This is a genomic window from Sphaerisporangium viridialbum (assembly GCF_049674955.1).
Classification (GTDB): Bacteria; Actinomycetota; Actinomycetes; order Streptosporangiales; family Streptosporangiaceae; genus Sphaerisporangium; species Sphaerisporangium viridialbum.
The window spans coordinates 285,297-302,928 of the sequence record NZ_CP187232.1 but is presented as its reverse complement, the minus strand read 5'-3'; the positions used below and the strand labels follow the sequence as shown (position 1 = coordinate 302,928).

At 67.7% G+C, this 17,632-nt stretch carries 20 protein-coding genes; 8 read left to right on the top strand and 12 right to left on the bottom strand.

Annotated elements, in window-relative coordinates:
* Nucleotides 1-71 precede the first annotated feature (71 nt).
* Complete coding sequence (locus ACOZ38_RS01415) at nt 72-896, bottom strand: SDR family NAD(P)-dependent oxidoreductase (protein WP_424528176.1); 825 nt, start codon at nt 894-896, stop codon at nt 72-74.
* A gap of 266 nt (nt 897-1,162) precedes the next feature.
* On the opposite strand from ACOZ38_RS01415, the gene ACOZ38_RS01410 reads away from it, so the two are divergent.
* The 5 genes from ACOZ38_RS01410 (at nt 1,163) to ACOZ38_RS01390 (ending at nt 5,527) form a co-directional block, all read left to right on the top strand.
* A complete protein-coding gene (locus ACOZ38_RS01410; protein ID WP_424528174.1) occupies nt 1,163-3,625 on the top strand; it encodes a nitrate- and nitrite sensing domain-containing protein in 2,463 nt (820 codons plus the stop codon).
* Nucleotides 3,622-4,029 carry a roadblock/LC7 domain-containing protein gene (locus ACOZ38_RS01405; RefSeq protein ID WP_248963046.1) on the top strand — a complete coding sequence of 136 codons (408 nt, stop codon included), beginning with the start codon at nt 3,622-3,624 and terminating at the stop codon, nt 4,027-4,029. Before ACOZ38_RS01410 ends, ACOZ38_RS01405 begins: the two co-directional genes overlap by 4 nt.
* Complete coding sequence (locus ACOZ38_RS01400; protein WP_358552921.1) at nt 4,026-4,400, top strand: DUF742 domain-containing protein; 375 nt, start codon at nt 4,026-4,028, stop codon at nt 4,398-4,400. Before ACOZ38_RS01405 ends, ACOZ38_RS01400 begins: the two co-directional genes overlap by 4 nt.
* Entirely contained in the window at nt 4,381-4,956 is a 576-nt protein-coding gene (locus tag ACOZ38_RS01395) for a GTP-binding protein (RefSeq protein WP_358552919.1), read from the top strand. The genes ACOZ38_RS01400 and ACOZ38_RS01395 overlap by 20 nt, the downstream gene beginning before the upstream one ends.
* Nucleotides 4,957-5,260: 304 nt before the next feature.
* On the top strand, nt 5,261-5,527 hold the full coding sequence (locus ACOZ38_RS01390; protein WP_424528171.1) for an NYN domain-containing protein: 267 nt from the start codon (nt 5,261-5,263) through the stop codon (nt 5,525-5,527).
* 109 nt (nt 5,528-5,636) lie between these two features.
* Here ACOZ38_RS01390 and ACOZ38_RS01385 read toward each other — a convergent pair whose 3' ends face one another.
* From ACOZ38_RS01385 to ACOZ38_RS01365, 5 genes are all read right to left on the bottom strand, one after another.
* Complete coding sequence (locus ACOZ38_RS01385; RefSeq protein WP_424528169.1) at nt 5,637-5,978, bottom strand: hypothetical protein; 342 nt, start codon at nt 5,976-5,978, stop codon at nt 5,637-5,639.
* Nucleotides 5,979-6,169: 191 nt separating this feature from the next.
* The gene (locus ACOZ38_RS01380) at nt 6,170-7,291 is read right to left on the bottom strand and encodes a helix-turn-helix domain-containing protein (protein ID WP_424528167.1); all 1,122 of its coding nucleotides are present in this window, start codon (nt 7,289-7,291) and stop codon (nt 6,170-6,172) included.
* 590 nt (nt 7,292-7,881) lie between these two features.
* Nucleotides 7,882-8,277, bottom strand: a complete 396-nt coding sequence (locus ACOZ38_RS01375) for a hypothetical protein (protein WP_424528165.1) — start codon at nt 8,275-8,277, stop codon at nt 7,882-7,884.
* 160 nt (nt 8,278-8,437) lie between these two features.
* On the bottom strand, nt 8,438-8,626 hold the full coding sequence (locus ACOZ38_RS01370; RefSeq protein WP_424536939.1) for a DUF397 domain-containing protein: 189 nt from the start codon (nt 8,624-8,626) through the stop codon (nt 8,438-8,440).
* Between the two features lie 20 nt (nt 8,627-8,646).
* Entirely contained in the window at nt 8,647-9,495 is an 849-nt protein-coding gene (locus tag ACOZ38_RS01365; RefSeq protein WP_424528163.1) for a helix-turn-helix domain-containing protein, read from the bottom strand.
* A 249-nt stretch (nt 9,496-9,744) separates the two neighbouring features.
* On the opposite strand from ACOZ38_RS01365, the gene ACOZ38_RS01360 reads away from it, so the two are divergent.
* Complete coding sequence (locus tag ACOZ38_RS01360) at nt 9,745-10,125, top strand: hypothetical protein (protein ID WP_424528161.1); 381 nt, start codon at nt 9,745-9,747, stop codon at nt 10,123-10,125.
* 341 nt (nt 10,126-10,466) lie between these two features.
* Nucleotides 10,467-10,901, top strand: coding sequence for an ATP-binding protein (locus tag ACOZ38_RS01355; protein ID WP_424528159.1), 435 nt, complete (start codon nt 10,467-10,469; stop codon nt 10,899-10,901).
* A 4-nt stretch (nt 10,902-10,905) separates the two neighbouring features.
* Here the strand turns inward: ACOZ38_RS01355 and ACOZ38_RS01350 are convergent, their stop codons facing one another.
* The 6 genes from ACOZ38_RS01350 to xylA form a co-directional block, all read right to left on the bottom strand.
* A complete protein-coding gene (locus ACOZ38_RS01350; protein ID WP_424528157.1) occupies nt 10,906-11,202 on the bottom strand; it encodes a DUF6204 family protein in 297 nt (98 codons plus the stop codon).
* A complete protein-coding gene (locus ACOZ38_RS01345) occupies nt 11,190-11,843 on the bottom strand; it encodes a TetR/AcrR family transcriptional regulator (RefSeq protein ID WP_424528155.1) in 654 nt (217 codons plus the stop codon). Before ACOZ38_RS01345 ends, ACOZ38_RS01350 begins: the two co-directional genes overlap by 13 nt.
* 122 nt (nt 11,844-11,965) lie before the next feature.
* On the bottom strand, nt 11,966-12,352 hold the full coding sequence (locus tag ACOZ38_RS01340) for a roadblock/LC7 domain-containing protein (RefSeq protein WP_405143271.1): 387 nt from the start codon (nt 12,350-12,352) through the stop codon (nt 11,966-11,968).
* A gap of 199 nt (nt 12,353-12,551) precedes the next feature.
* Nucleotides 12,552-13,472 (bottom strand): hypothetical protein, encoded by a 921-nt coding sequence (locus ACOZ38_RS01335; RefSeq protein WP_424528153.1) that lies wholly within the window; start codon nt 13,470-13,472, stop codon nt 12,552-12,554.
* 262 nt (nt 13,473-13,734) lie between these two features.
* On the bottom strand, nt 13,735-15,126 hold the full coding sequence (gene xylB, locus ACOZ38_RS01330; protein WP_424528151.1) for a xylulokinase: 1,392 nt from the start codon (nt 15,124-15,126) through the stop codon (nt 13,735-13,737).
* Nucleotides 15,123-16,274, bottom strand: coding sequence for a xylose isomerase (gene xylA, locus ACOZ38_RS01325; RefSeq protein ID WP_405143265.1), 1,152 nt, complete (start codon nt 16,272-16,274; stop codon nt 15,123-15,125). The genes xylB and xylA overlap by 4 nt, the downstream gene beginning before the upstream one ends.
* Nucleotides 16,275-16,406: 132 nt before the next feature.
* Here xylA and ACOZ38_RS01320 point away from each other — a divergent pair, with 132 nt between their 5' ends.
* A complete protein-coding gene (locus tag ACOZ38_RS01320) occupies nt 16,407-17,585 on the top strand; it encodes an ROK family protein (RefSeq protein ID WP_424528149.1) in 1,179 nt (392 codons plus the stop codon).
* Nucleotides 17,586-17,632: the final 47 nt, after the last annotated feature.

Below are 17,632 nucleotides of genomic sequence, written 5' to 3'. Positions count from 1 at the left end.
CAGGCGAACGACGGATGGCTCCTCGGCGAACACCCGTCAACGGCGCTCAAGTGACCTTGCCGTCACGACGCTCAAGCGACCTTGCCGTCGGAGAGGCCGGTGACGGCGAGGCTCGCGTCCCAGAGCGCGGCGGCGAGGCCGGGGTCGGTCATGCCCCTGGTCGCCGACGCCGGGGCGTTCGTCGCGAAGTAGCGCCCGCTGTGCTTGGTGCCGTCGGGCGAGGTCGCCAGGTGGACCAGCGTGCTCGCGCCCTGCTCGGGCGTCCGCGCGACCCCGGGAAGCACCATCAGCAGCTTCATGTAGAGGCTGTCGGGGGCGAAGCCCGTCCGGATGATGCCGGGGTGGAAGCACGTGGCGGCCACGCCGCGCCTGGCCAGCGCGACCGTGAACAGCGCGTTCGCCTGCTTGGTGTCGCCGTACTGCAGCCAGGCGCTCCAGCGCCTGCCCGACCTGTCGAGGTCGGCGGGGTCGAGGCGGCCGGTTCTCGCTGCGCCCGAGGAGGTGGTGACGACCCTGCCGCCGGACGCGGCGACCCGGTCGAGCAGGAGGTTGGTCAGCAGGAATGGCGACAGATGGTTGACCTGGATCATGATCTCGTGGCCGTCGCGCGTCAGCTGCCGCTTCGCCGACATGACCCCGGCGTTGTTGGCGAGCACGTCGATGCGCTCGTAACGGTCGAGCAGGTCGGCGGCGAGCCTGGTGACGTCCTCGAACGAGGTGAAGTCGGCCATGGCGATGTCGGGCCGGCGGCCCGAGGCGCTCGCGACGCGGCCGGCGACGGCGTCGAGCTTGGCGCGGGAACGACCGACGAGCACGACGTCGTGCCCGGCGCGGGCCAGCCCTTCGGCGGCGGCCGCACCAATGCCCGCACTGGCCCCCGTAATCACAGTAATCATCTGTCCTCCAGTACGCCGGAAGCCTATCGGTGCTAGCCTTCTGTGCGATCTTCCGGAGGTGCATTTCCCCCTAAATGCGGCTAGAGCCTCCGAGCGATGCAGGAGTGACCATGGGTTCTGGAAGGCGGTCCATCCGCTTCAAGATCTTTTCCTTACTACTCCTCCCTCTGCTGTCGCTCAGCGCTTTGTGGGGATTTGTTCTTAATCTCACGATCGGTGATGGCATCTCGCTCCTGAGTGCGAACACGATCTATCAGAGCATCGGCGTGACTTCAACCGATCTGGGGCTCCAGATCCAGGCCGAGCGCGCGCTGTCCGCGGGCACCCTCAGCGTGCGGGCCGGCGACCAGAACCGGCTCGCCACCCAGCGGCACGCCACGGACAAGTCACTCACGGAGTTCCGCGCCGCGAGCACCGCCGAGCAAGCCGAGGGATCGCTCACCGACGCGATGCAGACCACGCTGACGTCCCTGCTCAACGAGCTGGAGCACCTGCCCAGCATCCGGGCCGACGTGGACACCGCGCAGTCGAGCCGGCTGGAGACCACGCAGTCCTACAACCACATCATGGACGCGCTCTTCCGCGTGTACGACCGCATGGTCTCGGTCCCCGACCTCTCGATCTACGTGCAGGCCGGGGCGATGCAGGCCATGGGCAACGGCCGCGAGATCATCGCCCGCGAGAACGCGCTGATGAGCGGGGCCATCACCACGGGCGGCCTCTCCGACGCCGAGTACATCGCCTTCTCCGAGTGGGCCGCCAACCGGCGCCTCCAGTACGCCAAGGGCATGGCCTCGCTGGACCAGGAGCTGCGCACGCCGTACGAGGAGGTCTTCGCCTCCCCGACCTTCAAGCGCTTCACCGCCATGGAGCAGGACCTCGTCGGCAGGGCCCGTGCCGGCGGCCCGCTGCCGGCCTCGCTCGCCAAGTGGCAGCCGATCACCGACAACCTCTCGGCCATGCTCGACCAGGTGAACGCGAAGGCGTCCTCCACCCTGGCCGACCGCGCCAAGAGCGTCGCCACCGGCATCCTCATCCGCATCGGCCTCGCGGGCGGCCTCGGCCTCGTCGCGGTCGTCGCGTCGATCATCATCTCGGTGCGCTTCGGCCGCCGCCTCGTACGTGAGCTGGCCGACCTGCGCAACTCCGCCCGCGAACTGGCCGACGTGCGGCTCCCGAGGGTCGTCGAGCGGCTGCGCGGGGGCGAGGAGGTCGACGTCGACACCGAGGCGCCGCCGATCGTCGGCGGCGACTCCGCCGAGGTCGCCGACGTCGCGCAGGCCTTCAGCTCCGTGCAGCGCACCGCCGTGGAGGCGGCCGTGGGCCAGTCCAACCTGCGCAGGGGCGTCAGCCAGGTCTTCCTCAACCTCGCCCGCCGCAAGCAGGGCCTGCTGCACCGCCAGCTCACCCTGCTCGACGCCATGCAGCGTCGCGCCAGGGAGCCCGAGGCGCTGGAGGACCTCTTCCACCTCGACCACCTGACCACCCGCATGCGCCGCCACGCGGAGAGCTTGATCATCCTGTCCGGGGCGGCGCCCGGCCGGGCCTGGCGCAAGCCGGTGCCGGTGCTCGACATCGTGCGCGCAGCCGTGGCCGAGGTGGAGGACTACACCCGGGTCAACGTGATGCCCCTGCCGAACGCCTACCTGAGCGGCACCGCGGTCACCGACCTCATCCACCTCATCGCGGAACTGATAGAGAACGCGACGATGTTCTCTCCCCCGCAGACGCGCGTGCAGGTCCGCGGCGACTCGGTGGCCAACGGCTTCGTGGTCGAGATCGAGGACCGTGGCCTCGGCCTGACCCCGCAGGAGTACGCCGCGATCAACGACCGCCTCGCCAACCCGCCGGAGTTCGACCTGGCGGACAGCGACAGGCTGGGCCTGTTCGTCGTCGGCCAGCTCGCCGCGCGCAACGGCGTCAGCGTGATCCTGCGGGCGTCGCCGTACGGTGGCACGACGGCCATCGCGCTCATCCCGAAGGAACTGGTGGCCGACGACGGCTCACCGTCGCCGATCCCCGGCTCGCTCGCCGAGACCGGCCCGCAGCACGCGCGGGACTCCCTCACCGGCAGGGCGTCGCAGCAGCCTCCGGCGCTCGCCGCCGGGCCCGCCGGCGAGAAGTCGATGTTCTTCACCCCCCCGAGCGCGCGGTCTCCGGAGTCCACGCCCTCGCTCACCGTCGTGCCGAGCATCGCCGACACCGGGCCGATCGACACCTCCGGCATCGGGAGGCAGGGCAGGCCGCTGGCCGACGCCGAGGATCCCCCCTCGCTGCCGACGCGCACCTCCACGTCCAAGGGCAGCCACAGGGGCCTGCCGCGCCGGGTGCGCCAGGCGAACATGGCCCCGCAGCTCCGGGAGACCACCGGCCCCCTCGCCGCTCCCACGCCTCCCGCCGCACGCCCCGAGGTCGGACAACCCAGCCCTGCTGGACAAACCGAGCGATCTCCGGACGAAGCTCGTGCTATGTTCTCCGCCTTCCAGCAAGGAGGACGCCGAGGACGCGCCGAGGCCGACCAATATCCGCAAGACGGGGCGCCGGAGAACGAGGGCCCGCCCAGCGAGCGCGTGAGCAGGCACGACGTCGAGAACGCCCTCCAGGACCGGGCATCCGAGAGTTCCGAAGGAGCCACCGCGCGCCCGAGCGAACGTGACCAAAAGCACGAGCTGCGCAACCATAGTGAGGGTTACGTACATCAGACGACTGGCGAGAAGGGTGACGAATGACCGGCAATGTGTCGTCTAACGGCGAACTCAACTGGCTCCTCGACGATCTCATCAGCAGGGTCGCCGCCGTGCGCCAGGCGGTCATCCTCTCCACCGACGGCCTCGTCGTCGGAGCCTCCAAGGGCTTCAGCAGGGAGGACGCGGAGCACCTGTCCGCGGTCGCGTCCGGCTTCCAGAGCCTGGCCCGCGGCGCCGGGCGCCACTTCGGCGGCGGCGAAGTGCGGCAGACCATCGTCGAGATGGAGTCCGCGTTCCTGTTCGTGACCGCGGCCGGCACCGGCACCTGCCTGGCAGTGCTGAGCAGCTCGGACGCCGACGTGGGCCACATCGCGTACGAGATGGCGATGCTGGTCAAGCGCGTCGGCCAGCACATCTCCACCAACCCCCGGCGGACGTTGTCATGACGACGCGCGGCGAGCAGTGGCTCGACGAGGAGGCCGGGCCGATCGTACGGCCCTATGCCCTGATCCGTGGCCGTACGCGGTCGTCGGGTGACAATCTGGACCTGATCGCTATGGTCACGGCGACCGGGTCTCCGTACACTGGCGAGGCCGGTCTCGGCCCCGAGGAGCAACGCATCCTCGAGCTGGCCGACCGGCCGATGTCGGTCGCGGACATCGCCTCCGAGATCGACCTGCCGCTCGGCGTGGTCCGCGTTCTCCTCGGCGATCTCCAAGACCAGGGCATGATCAGCGTACGGGCTCCCGCCCAGGCGGGACCGCGCCCAAATGAGCGCATTCTCAAGGAAGTGATCAATGGCCTACGAGCCCTCTGAGGAGCCCGTCGCCCTCAAGATCCTGGTGGCGGGCGGCTTCGGCGTGGGGAAGACCACGCTGGTCGGAGCGATCAGCGAGATCCGTCCTCTGCGCACAGAAGAGGTCCTCTCCGACCGAGGCATCGGCGTCGACGACATCGACGGCGTGGAGGGGAAGACGACCACCACGGTGGCCATGGACTTCGGGCGGATCACGATCCGCGAGGGTCTCGTGGTCTACCTGTTCGGCACGCCGGGCCAGGAGCGCTTCTGGTTCATGTGGGACGAGCTCTCCTACGGCGCGCTGGGCGCGGTCGTCCTCGCCGACACGCGGCGCCTGACCGACTGCTTCCCCTCCATCGACTACTTCGAGCAGCGCGGCACGCCGTTCATCGTCGCGGTCAACTGCTTCGACGGAGCCGACAAGCACGAGGCCGAGGACGTCCGCATCGCGCTCGACCTGGACCCGGACATCCCGGTCATCCTCTGCGACGTCCGCCGCCGCGCCTCCGCCAAGGTGGTCCTCGTGACCCTGGTCGAACACGCCCTCCGCACCCTCACCCCAGCAGCCGGATAGGAGCCGCCCCGCGCCCCGGATGCCAGGTACGCAGATCGGCCCAACGGTCATGATCACGCGTGCAGAAGAACATGCCGGCTCAAGACGGGTCCTGAGTGGCGATAGTTCGGCGAATCCATCTGGTGAGGGTGTCATCTCTGGAAGACTGGTCGGACACGGAGCGTGATGCGTCGAACTTTGACGGTGTTCGGGTCGGCCAGGTAGGCTGCTCTCATTACAACCCCGTGCGTGGCTTCGTTCACGCACGCATTGCGTCTCCGGGGAGCCTTCGGGCTCCCCGTATTTGTTTCCGGGACCAGACGCGATGTTCAAGGGTTACAGGATGCTGTCCCTGGCTTGGCAAGATGCCTACGACGTGGCGGTCCTACTCACCAGCGACGCTGACTTCATACCCGCCGTCGAGCGTATTCAGGAGCGTGGCCTCAAGGTCATCAATACTGGATGGTCGGGGAAGGACCACCAGTTGAAGGCGGCTTGCTGGGGATCAACCGGATCGGTGAATCCAGGCGGGACAAGGTGCGGAAGCAGCCAACACGACCATTCCTGCCATCTACCGTATACGCAGCCCTAGCGCTCAGCGCCGCCTGCAGGCCGTGTCACGGGAGCCCGAACCAGGGGCAGCCGCAACGCTTCAGTGGTCAATCTGGGGCTTGAGTGTCCCCTTCAACGCACGCACAGCTTCACTCCAGCAATCCTTCTGTCCGCGCCCATGCAATGAATCCAGCACCATCACAAGGAAGAAATGCTTCGTGATCAATTAGGAGATCCACTACTGCAACAGCTTCGCCCAACTCTACACATCCGTCCCGAATCCCCTTACAGAGCAACTCAAGAGTTCCCGTGACCTTTACGGCGCGCTCCGACCCGTGACGACGCCCAACACGGTCATCAATTACCGCAATGATATTGTGAAACTCGGCATAAGCTAGAGTAGTAGCTTCTCCAATATTTCGCGATCCCCGACCAAGGCGACCATGATATTCGGAAAACAGTGTCAGATAGTCCAACGCACTTTCATCCACCACCGTGATCCAAGACTGAGCTGACGCTTGGTACAGCTGAGCGTGCCTGGCCCCTCCTTGAAGCAGCTCTTCCTCAACCGCTTTTGTAATGAGACACGTACTGTCCGCAACAAGCTTAGCTAGAACCGCGAGCTGGCTGGACCGAGCGAAGTAGTTCAGTGGTGAGCTGTCGATAACGAGGCGTCCAACGCTCAACGCAGTTCGCCTCGGAGCGCCTCTAGCGGAATCTCATCACGAACCGGTAGATCATCAATCTCAATCTCACCCCGCAGTATCTCCGTTACACGCTCCGCAGACAGCCTGTGGGTCCGGTAGGCTCGAATGGCCGCCGCCGATACCCCTGTGGGTATATAGGGTGGCTGAAGCTCTTCCGTGACACGCAGATTGCACTCAAGATAGTCCGCCCGAGTAGGGGAACGCGAGTCGAGGGACTTATATTCATCCTTCGAGATGAGCTCGAAAGTTCGCAGCTGTCTCAATGCGGCAGTCCAGCTTACCCGATATCCTGCACTAATAATAATGGCAGATTGGCGTAGGTCGAAGCTCTTTCGGAGATCATACCATTGCCGGGTAACGCCTGCGCGCGGAAAGAGAAGGTTGATGGCGAATGAGTCGATTGCATATTCAGTGGCATTGGTGTCAGCTCCCCAATCCACTGAGTACGCATCCCCAAAAAGGTGGTGTCCCAGCTCATGAGCAAGAGTGGCACGCCTGCGACCCGGATCAATTTCTCCATTGATTAGTGCTACACCTAGACCCTCCACCTCCACATAAGCGCCATCGGCAGCCTTTTCCCCCAAGGCCAGAGAGTAAGGGAACAATCCCACTTGTTCGACGAGCCCAGCCAGGTCATGTAGAGGTTGGCCCGAATCGACACGCAAGAGAGATCTGGCTTCAGACGCGGCTAGCTCAACAGACCAGTTTTCGTTGTCTCCTGGCTTGATTGAACTGAGAGAACCTTTAGCAGCGTTCGGAGTCAACACGCGAACGTCGGCAAGGACGGCCAGGTCGCGGGCGATGTCCTCAATAGCTAGATCACTGTTCGGGTCGCTACGCTGGCCTGCAACAGCGGCGCGTCGACTGATCACAGCGCCGGGGGGAGCGGATACGAACCACTGAAGAGGCCGCCCAAGAACATCCGCCAAGCGAACCAGTTCAAGCGAATTGATCTGCCTCCGACCGGCCTCGATCTTAGTTATCGCGGTCCGGTCTACTCCAAGCTCGTTGGCAAGGTGGTCTTGGCTGTACCCGTGAGCTCTACGAGCTTCCGCGACGCGCGCGCCCACCTCAAGCCATACCTGCTCATCAGCCATGGTGCCATTATCGCACATGCTGCACGCGGCCGACGAGTGCTGGGAAGCTACGTCGCTGGCCTGATAGAGACTCTTGCCTGGAGTAGTCCAAGAGAGACCCTCAGATACGACAAAGTCCTTAGCGTCCTGCGCTCACCCTGCTTGAGTCTTCGCCGCGGTTAGTTAAGCCATGCTCAGCGTTCATTTGCCCTCCCGTGACCCAGTGCCGTGGTCACCCGTGTGCTGCCCACCCGGGCGGTGAACAACCCGGAGCGCCGAAAGGCGAGGCGCCGGCAGACCACGCGTAAGGTCGGCTGACCTGGATCTGGGCACGGCGGGTCGGCCACCCTGCTCCGGCGCACACGAAGACGCAACCCACCACGGGACACGTCATGGCTTCGCCGTTCATCACGACTCGGGACCTAGGGACTACCAGGTCAAGGAGCGGCGGGCAAGCTTGGCACTGAACCCGGTGGAACAGTCCTCCACATCAGGCGGTCATATCCAGGAAGTCGCGTACCACGGCGGCATGTCGATGATCACTAAGCTCGGCACGCAGATCGGTCAGAGTGCTCATGAATCGGCGCATTGCGCAATCGGGACGACACGGATCACGAGCGCTGGAGATCGCTTATGCGCATGTCCGACAGGCCTAAAAGGGCCGCGCTGTCATCCTCCGTCAAACCGGCCTGCCGGAGCCGTGCCGCCATGTCAGAAGCAGTGCGACGAAGATGCGCGCGCTCCTCCTGGTAGGAAGCGAGGAGCTCCTGCGGAACGCCAGATATCTCGTACACATACTCAACCGAAATCGGGACATCCTCCGGCAGATCAAGGACGAAGTGCTTGACCGCCTCGACCTCCTCGAAGAGCTCCGCGAGCGTGCGGCCGGTCACCCCGGACCGGATAGGAGCATCGAGAGGGTCGGCTCCCCAAACCACGATCTTCGTATCGAGCGTCTCCTCAAGAGTGACGCGAAACTTCAGGTGGCGAGTGATCGGCACGGTCATCGCAGCCAGCCCTCCTGGTAAGTGCTCAACACGCGGCCACGGTAGCCAGGGAGCCTCGCCTCGTCTTGGGAACCACAGGCTGGAGCCCAAGCCGGTACCGGCAGGAGCCTGCGTGTTATCGACCCCAAGTCGGGGTCGCTCGCAAAACCAGATGACGTGCCTACGGCATGCCGAATCGGCGAGTCTTCACACCGCTGATGAACGCATGCCATACATCTGACGTGCAGCTCAGCGTTGGCTCGCTGGGGTTCTTGCTGTCACGTACTGCCAAGCCACCGCTGGGAAGGTTCGCCACCTCGACACAGTTGTCATCCGTTCCGCTGTAGCTGCTCTTCTGCCAGGCGGGCATGCTTTGGTCCACGGTTTCGCCTACCTTGTCCGTTGATCCACCATTGCGGCTATGTGCTGGGTCGACTCCTCCGGAGAGAGGGCCGACGCCGACACATGGGTGAATATGAGGCTATACCGCTGATACTCCTCGGGCCTCTCAAGCCAGAGACTGTCTGTCGCCGTCGCCATGTAAACCAGGCTGGGGTCGCCTGGGAAGTCCAGGATGACGAAAGGACCTCCTGTTAGGGCGGAGTGAGCGCCAACGGCGTTCGGAATCACCTGAATGGTGACATTCGATCTGGACGCCATCTCGACGAGGTGGCGAAGCTGGCCACGCATCACGTCCGGTCCACCAACCGCTTTGAGCAGCGCGGCTTCGTCAATAAGTGCGAGAAGGGACGGTGGATCCTCGCGGCTGAGAATCTTCTGACGAGCACGCCTGGCCTCTACGTGGCGGTTGACCACAGCACTGTCGAGAACCTGGCCGCCCCGGAAGATCGCCGCAGTGTAGTCCGGCGTTTGGAGCAGGCCAGGGATGAGAACGACCTCGTACGTTCGGATGACTGAAGCGCCGGCCTCGAACGCCGGCAAGTTGCTGCGGAACACATCCTTGTAGTCGGCCCACCAGCCCCGTTGGCGTGACTCGCGAGCGAGTGCGACCAGGGCCTCTCGCCGTTGCTGATCAGTAACGCCGTAGAGATCGAGCAGCAGACGGATGTCGTGGACGTTAGGCAACTTCCACTCATTGCGTTCGATTCTCGTTAGTTTGCTGGGCGTCCATTCGAGGCGTTTCGCGGCTTCCGTAGAGGTAAGCCCGCTCTCTTCTCTTAACTGGCGAAGCGTTGCGGATAGCTGGCGTCGCTTGACCGTCGGACTCTGTATCGCCATTCGCTCTGCCCCTCTTCGCAAATCGCCTAATCGTCTTCGAAATTGCACGCAACGGAAAAATATAGATGTTCCGATTTGGGTATTGCGCGAAAACGGCGCCCGCATCAGTATGACGGGAGAAAGCCGGTCCTGCCAGGCGTTGCACCGCCTGGCAGGACCTTGATCGCACGTCGGAGGTGCGACCTGATGCAAAACCCTAATAGAAGCGTGCGCGCTATTCGCGTGCGTTGGCATGCCACACAGCCGCCGATGCCGCTTGGGTGTCGGTGGTGTGGGCATCCGCCGTACGCCCATGAGGCCGCGAGCCTGCCGCACCGGCCGGGCCACGAGTGGGAGCAGCCCACTCCGGCGCAGGTCGACGCCCGGCTGAGCGCGCGGCGGCGTCTTGGGTTGGACGGCCGGTTGCCGACGGTGATGCCGGTGCGCCCGCTGCCCAGGCGTGAGCCGTATGGGATCTCGCACGAGCCCTACCGCGTCCCATTGGAGTCCCACGTGGCGTTGGCCGGACGGCACAGGCGTACGGCGGAACCCACGACGGCGGTCGCCGTTCCGTACCGGCGTGGCCGGCCTCCCGGTACGCGAGTCCCACCCGGCGAGCGCGAGCCGTACCGGCAGCGGGTAGCGGCGTGAACAGCCGCGATCACAGGACGCGGCCGGGTGGGCGGCACCGGAAAGGGGCGTCCGCCGAGAAGGTCACCCGGCAACGATGGGACCTCGCCGAACGAGCCTCCGCTCACCAGTTGGACCTGATGGAACCCGGATGGTCCATCTGGTACGGCGTCGGCACGCGACGTTTCCACGCGATCGCCACCTGGCCCGCACTCCGGCCCCTGATCGTGCAGGCCCGCACCGCCGGAGAACTACGCGACCTCATCCGCGAAGCGGAACGGACAACCCGCTCAAGCCCCACGGCCGACCGGCTTCTCCCGGCACCCCACCCACCCGCACTGACCCCATCCCGAGGAGTTTCGATGCCCGGAACGCCGGACGGTCTTCGTACCGTCTGCTGGGACCTCCCCCACGACCTCTCAGTGATCGGCAAGACCCGCGAACTGGTCAACGGCATCCTCACTGCCTGGACGTTCGGCGAGCTCGCGGACGACGTGGTCCTGGTCGTCAGTGAACTGTTGGCGAACGCGGTCAACTATGGCGATCCTCCGATCAGGCTCTCCCTCTGGGCTTCGGCCGGGGAGCTGTGCGTCCGGGTCACCGACCATGGGAACGGTCAACCCCGCCACCTCGACCTCGGCATCGACGCGACCCACGGCCGCGGCCTCACCATCGTCGCCGCCCTCGCCCACGACCACGGCATCACCCCGCTCACCGACGGCCCTGGCAAAACCGTCTGGGCCCGCTGGCGACACGCCACCCAGAACACCGGCCGCATGTCCATCGAGCAGGTCTAGTGGGTCACGCTCGCCGGCCTTTGCGGCGGATTTTGATCTGGCGCATGTCCGTCACCGCGACGCGGAGCACCTGGTACGGGTGGCCGTGGGCGTCCAGCGCCGCGATCGCCTTCTGGATGGCGTCGTTCTCGCCGTCATCGGGGCCCGCGGGCGCCTGGCAGCGGAAGGTGAAGGCCGAAACAGTCGAGTCGTGGGTGAAGGTACCCATCTCGGTGAAGGCGGCGCCACCCGCGGCCAGGACGGCGGCGCGGCCGGCGTCGGTCAGCCCGTCGAACTTGCCGGAGATCGTCACCCTGAACATGGTTGTTCCTTTCGCACGGCATAGGTGAGAACGCGCTCGCTGAGCAGCTCCTCGAAGGCGTCCAGGAGGCCCAGTACGGCCCTGGCGATCGCGTCGGGGGTCTCTCCCGCCGCGGTGCGCTTGCCGATCTCGGCGTAGACCAGCGAGTGGAGGCAGCCGAGCTGCCAGGCCACCATGCGGGGCAGCGGGTCGTCCGGCGCGGCCCCGGTCTCCTCGGCAAGGGCGGCGGCGAGGGCGTCGGTCATCTGCTGGGCGAGGTCGCCCAGCCGGGCGGTGAGCGTAGGAGCGGCCAGCATCATCTCGAAGACGCGGGCGAACCCCTCGGTCAGCCCCATCTTGCGGTCGCGCCGCCGCACCTCCTCGCGCAGGCCGGTCAGCACCGCCCGTACGGCCGGCTCACCGGACGGGCGCCGCCGCACGAGGTCGGCGAGCCGCTGCGGGGAGGCCTGGTCCGGCGGCAGGACGAGGTCTTCCTTGGCCGGGAAGTAGTTGTAAAGGGTGTTCACGGACACTTCCGCCGCCGCGGCGACCTCGGCGATCGTGACGTGCTCGAAGCCTCGCTCCACGAACAGGCCGATGGCCACATCGGAGATGCGCTGCCGCGTCTGCCGCTTCTTCCGCTCCCGCAGCCCTTCCGTCATGCCCAGAAGTCTAAGCCGACTCCAAATATGAAGTCGACTGCAATTTTGCTATGCATTGCGCTCGCTTCGCGACCAGCGACCCGCGCCCGAGGCCCACCCGGAGGCGGTCATGGGCTCGTTCCTCAGACGGTGCCTCTGGGGTGGGTGGTCAGGTGGTGGCCTACTCGGCCGACGAGGCGGGCCATTTCGTAGGCGATCAGGCCGGCGTCGGCGTCCATCTTGCTCATCACCGCGAGGCAGCTTCCGTTGCCCGCCGCCGTGACGAACAGCAGGGCCGCCTCCATCTCCACGATGGTCTGCCGTACGGCGCCGCCGCCGAAACGCAGACTCGTGCCCTTGGCGAGGCTCTGGAAGCCGGCGGCCACGGCCGACAGGTGTTCCGCGTCCTCGCGCGAGAGGCTGCCGGAGGCCGCGACGCGCAGCCCGTCGTTGGACAGGATGATCGCGTGCCGCACGTCCGTCACCCGCGTCACGAAGTCGTCAAGCAGCCAGTTCAGCTCGGTCGACATCCCCACACCTCCTCGCCGTCTCATTCACCGCCGGCAACGCGGAGATCGTGATCCGGATGGACCCGCTCGATGCCATGTCATCGCCGGGGCGCCGTCAGGGGCCGGCAGCCGAGGGCGAAGACCGGCGATGAGACTAGCAGTGTGGCGGCTGCTTTTCTTGATACATCCGTGATATTTCGTGAATTGGGTTCTTAGGGGATCAGTGTCGGCTTAGCACCCTGGTGGACTGTCCCGCGCTGCTTGAAGTGCTTTTCATGGCCGGAGCGAGCATCATCGCCAGGGCTCGGCCGGCGCTCATCGCCGGGGTCCTGGCCGGCATTCTGGCCGGGGTACGCGCGGGGCTCACCGGCCGGCTCCTCGTGGGGGCGGGCACCACGATCGGCGCGGACTCCACGGGCACCGCGGTCGCGGCGGCAACGGAGGCGGGCACCGCGGTCGCGGCGGCGACGGTGGCGGGCATGGCGGGCGCGGCGGGCTCGGAGGTGAAGGCGACCGGCATGGCGGCGACGGCGGGTGCGGGGATGGCGGAGGGGGCGTCCGCGAGGCTCCAGGTGATGCGGGTGAGGTGTACGGCCACGACGGCGAGGACGGCGGTCTCGATGCCGAGGAGCGACCATTCGACGGTGCCGACCATCACCCGGTGCCCCGGGAGGGCCACGTAGGTCAGCACGGCCAGGGCGCCGCCCGCGCCCAGCGCCAGCCACTCCAGCGGGCGCGCCGCAGGCCGCCAGCGCTCGTCGTCGCCGAACCGCCGCACCATCAGCGCGGCGGCCCCGGCGAGGGCGACCAGCGCCACCACGATCATGATGTCCGCCGCCACCGTCCCCGGCAGCAGGGCCGTGCCGGTCAGCGACGCCGCCCACACCGCCACGAGCCGCTCGGGCCAGCCCGACACGGGCGCCCGTACGGCGCGCAGGCACGCGAGCAGGCCGAGCGAGGACGCCGCGAGCAGCACCATCGCGAGCGCCGTGGCCGGACCGCGGTCGAGCGCCGCGGACCGGCCGATCGTCAGGTGAAGCGTGTCGAGGGGGACACCGATCAGGCCGACCACCATCATGATCGACGCGACCAGCACTCCGGCACCGGCGACCAGGGGGTTAAGCCTTCTCAGGGGAAGCATGGACCAAGACTGACCCGAAACGATCGTTTCGAACATCCGGTGCCGCCCCTGAGCGACCCCTGAGGCGATCCCGGGGTACCTCAGGGTCGGAGGCCGAACCTCGGGCGACGGTCCCCGCGCACCAGAGGTCAGATCCCCCGCGACGACCCCGCACACCGAAGAGTAAACCTCGGCGACGGTTCCCGCGTACCTGAGGGCAGATCTCGGCGACAGTCCCGCACACCGAAGAGCAAACCTCGGCGACGGGCCCGCGTACCTGAGGTCAGATCCCCGCGACGACCTCCGCGTAGCGGGAGCGGACGTCGGGGGCGGGGTCCGCCTCGAAGAGCTCGGGTGTTCCGGCATCCCACCTGGGAGGTTCCGGGGTGCCCGCGAGGAGCCAGGCGGCCTGGCGGGCCGCGCCGTCGGCGACGTACTCCCCGGGCTCGGGCACGAGCACGGGACGTCCGAACACCGCGGGCGCGATCCTGCGTACCGCCTCGGAGTTGGCGCCTCCGCCGATGAGCAGCACCCGCCGGGGCGAAAGCCCAAGCGCGTCCAGCCCGTCGGCCAGCCCGCACAGCATGCCCTCCACGGCGGCCCGCGCGAGGTGCGCGGGGGTCGAGTTGGACAGCCGCAGCCCGTGCACCGAGCCGGTGGCCTCCGGACGGTTCGGGGTCCGCTCCCCTTCGAGGTACGGCACGAGCACGAGCCCGTCCGCACCGGAGGGGGCCCGCAGGGCGAGGTCGGAGAGCTCGGCCGTGGTGACGCCGACCATGCGCGCCGCCGCGTCCAGCACCCGGGCGGCGTTCAGCGTGCACACCAGCGGCAGGAACCGCCCGGTCGCGTCCGCGAAGCCCGCCACGGCTCCCGAGGGGTCGTGGCTCGGGACGTCGGAGCAGGCGAAGACCGTCCCCGAGGTGCCGATGGAGACCACCACGTCGCCGGGGAGCAGTCCGACCCCGAGCGCCGCGGCCATGTTGTCGCCCGTGCCGGGCGCGAGCCGTACCGCCTCGCCCTGACCGGTCCCGCGCGACTCCCCCGCCTGGCCGGCGGGGTCGAGCACATGGGGCACCAGGGGGGTGTGGCCCATGGCCAGCTTGAGCAGATCGGAGCGGTAGGAGCCCGTCGCGGGCGACCAGTAGCCGGTGCCGGAGGCGTCGCCCCGGTCGGTCGTGAGCGCGCCGATGCCCGGCGACCCCGCGAGGCGCCAGGTGAGCCAGTCGTGCGGCAGGCAGACCGCCGCCGTGCGCGCCGCGTTGTCCGGCTCGTGCTCGGCCAGCCAGCGGAGCTTGGTCACGGTGAAGGAGGCGACCGGAACGCTGCCGGCCGCCTCGGCCCATGCCTGGGGCCCGCCCAGCTCCGCGATCAGGTCCTCGGCCGCGCGCGCGGAGCGGGTGTCGTTCCAGAGCAGCGCGTCCCTGACGACCTCGCCGTGCTCGTCGAGGCAGACCATGCCGTGCTGCTGCGCGCCCACCGACAGCGCCGCCACGTCGGCGAGGCCGCCCGCGGCGGCGACCGCCTCCTGGAGCGCGTTCCACCAGTGGTCCGGGTGGATCGCGGTGCCGGGCGGGTGGGGTGCCCGACCCTCGCGGACCAGGCTCCCCGTCTCGGCGTCGCGGATGACGACCTTGCAGCTCTGCGTCGAGGAGTCGACTCCCGCGACCAGGGTCATCCCCGCACTCCGAGGAGGTGCTCGAGCGCGAGCTGGTTGAGGCGGGTGAAGTGGAAGCCGCGCTCGGCCACCTTGTCGATGTCGAAGTCGTCCTTCGCGAGGTCCTCGTAGGTCTCCCCGGCGGCCAGGGTGGGCTGGGCCAGCTCGGTGACGCGGGAGTTCACCAGGGCCTCCTGGACCTCGGGGTCGGCGCGGAACGCCGCCGACTTCTCCTTGAGGATCAGGTACGTCCGCATGTTGGCTGCGGCCGAGACCCACACGTCCTCGGCGTCCTCGGTGCGCAGCGGCTTGTAGTCGAAGTGCCGCGGGCCCTCGTAGCCGCCGTTCTCCAGCAGGTCGACGAGGAAGAACGCGCTCTTCAGGTCACCGTGGCCGAAGACGAGGTCCTGGTCGTACCTCGGACCGTGCTGGCCGTTGAGGTCGAGGTGGAAGAGCTTGCCGTGCCAGAGCGCCTGGGCGATGCCGTGGACGAAGTTCAGCCCGGCCATCTGCTCGTGGCCCACCTCGGGGTTGAGGCCGACCATCTCGGGGTGCTCCAGCTCGTTGATCAGCGCGAGCGCGTGGCCGATCGTGGGGAGCAGGATGTCGCCGCGGGGCTCGTTCGGCTTGGGTTCGAGGGCGAACCGCAGGTCGTACCCCTTGTCGATCACGTAGGAGCAGAGGATGTCGAGGCTCTCCTTGTAGCGGTCGAGGGCCGCCCTGACGTCCTTGGCCGCGTCGGACTCCGCGCCCTCGCGCCCGCCCCAGCAGACGTACGTCGTCGCGCCCAGCTCGGCGGCGAGGTCGACGTTGCGGATGACCTTGCGGAGCGCGTACCGGCGGACGTCCCGGTCGTTGCTGGTGAACCCGCCGTCCTTGAAGACGGGGTGGGTGAACAGGTTGGTCGTCGCCATGGGAACCTTGAGGCCGGTTTCGCTCAGGGCCCGCTTGAAGTTCTCGATGGCCTTGTCGCGGTCAGGCTCGGTGGCGAGGAGGTCGTCGTCATGAAAAGTCACGCCGTAGGCGCCGAGCTCGGCGAGGCGGTGCACCGCCACCACCGGGTCCAGCGGGGCGCGGCTGGCGTCGCCGAACGGGTCACGCGCCTGCCAGCCGACCGTCCACAGGCCGAACGTGAACTTGTCTTCCTTCGTGGGTGCGTACGCGTTCACTGTTGGTCTCTCCCGATTTAGTCTATGTTGTGGACTAAATATCGGCCGGTACTCGCGGCAGGTCAAGAGGGACACCGCGGCGAGTTCACGGAAAGTTATTGGGCGCTGTGATCGAAGCAGGAGAGAACCCTGATGGCACAGGCCGTACGGCACGATTCGATGCGTGCGGGAAACCTCGCCGTGGTCCTCGGGGAGCTCGACCGGAGCGGGCCCCTGACCCGTGCCGCGCTCGCCGAGACCACCGGCCTGACCAAGACCACGGTGTCGAAGCTGGTGGGAGACCTCATCGACGCGGGCATGGCGGTGGAGTCCGGCACGGTGCGGGACGGCGAGCGCGGACGGCCCGGCGTGGCCGTCAGCCTCAGCGGGCACCGGGTCGCCGCGCTGGGCCTGGAGATCAACGTCGACTACCTGGCCGCCTGCGTCGTCGATCTCAGCCGCACGGTGCGGCTGATCCGTACACAGGCTGTGGACAACCGCGCGGCCTCGCCGGCGGACGTGATAGGACGGCTGCGGCGGCTGGCGACCGCCCTGCTCGCCGACGCCGCCGCGCAGGGGCTCTCGGTCGCGGGCGCGATCGTCGCGCTGCCCGGCCCCGTCGACCGCTCCACCGGCGCCGTCCACCGCGCCCCCAACCTCGGCTGGCGTGACGTGACCGTCGCGGAGACGCTGGCGCTTCCGCTTCCCGTGCTCGTGGACAACGAGGCGAACCTCGCCGCGCTGGGCGAGCTGTGGTTCGGGTCCGGGGCCTCGCTCGGCGACTTCCTCCACGTGTCCGGGGAGATCGGCATCGGCGCCGGCCTGGTGGTCGAGGGCGCGCTGTTCCGCGGGGCGCACGGGTTCGCGGGCGAGCTGGGCCATGTCGTCGTCTCCCCCGACGGCCCCCAGTGCCGGTGCGGCGGCACCGGCTGCCTGGAGCGGTACGCCGGGCAGGACGCCCTGCTGCCCCCAGGCGAGGAGATCGCCGAGCTGGTGGCGCGCCTCAACGCGGGCGAGCCCTCGGCGGCGACCGCCTGCGAGCGGGCGGGCTCGGCGCTCGGCGTCGCCCTCACCACCGCGGTCAACCTGATCGACCCCGACACGATCGTGCTCGGCGGCATCTTCGCGCCGCTGTTCCCCTGGGTGTCCGGCCCGGCCGAGCGGGCGATGCGCAAGCGGCTCGGGCAGATGCGCGCCCACGTCCCCGCCCTGGTCGTCTCGCAGGTCGGCGCCGACGCCGCGACGCTGGGCGCCGCGGGCCAGGTGATCCAGCGCATCATCGCCGACCCCGGGGCCTTCCTGCTCACGCCTCAGGGTGAGCCCGCCCTGTGACCACGGACCGGGCGCGAGGTATATTTGGTTGAGAGTTCAACTTACCG